Genomic DNA, 410 nt, shown 5'->3' on the forward strand with positions numbered 1-410 from the left:
CAGTTCCCCGCCGCGTCCAGCACGGTGGTGTAGGTCTGGCCGCCGATGGTGACGGTCACCTTATCGCCCGCTGCCGCGCCGGTGGCGGTGCCGCTGATGATCTGCGCCTGGCCGTGTTCTGCGATGTTAATGACATCGTCGCCCGCCACGGTATTGATGGTCACCGCAGGCGCGGTGATATCTACCGCCAGATTGTGATCCACCGACGCCGGGTTACCCGCTTTATCGTTTACCGATGCGGTGACGGTCACGCTGCCGTCGGTGAATCCTGCCAGATCGGCCGCCGGGACGTTCAGCGTCCAGCTGCCGTCTGCGCTGACGGTTGTGGTGTAGTCTTTGCCGTTCAGCGATACGGTAACCGTCTGGCCCGCTTCGGCGGTGGTGGTGCCGGATACGGTCAGATCGGACTG

General features: G+C 64.1%; 1 protein-coding gene. It reads right to left on the reverse strand.

Annotation, left to right across the window (positions count from 1 at the left end; all coding sequences use genetic code 11):
- Positions 1–410: Ig-like domain-containing protein (locus ADJ24_RS12620; protein ID WP_048702590.1), on the reverse strand; the 410-nt coding region annotated here is incomplete at both ends.

Origin of the sequence: Enterobacter sp. 940_PEND, assembly GCF_001059415.1 — a bacterium.
Classification (GTDB): Bacteria; Pseudomonadota; Gammaproteobacteria; order Enterobacterales; family Enterobacteriaceae; genus Enterobacter; species Enterobacter cloacae_M.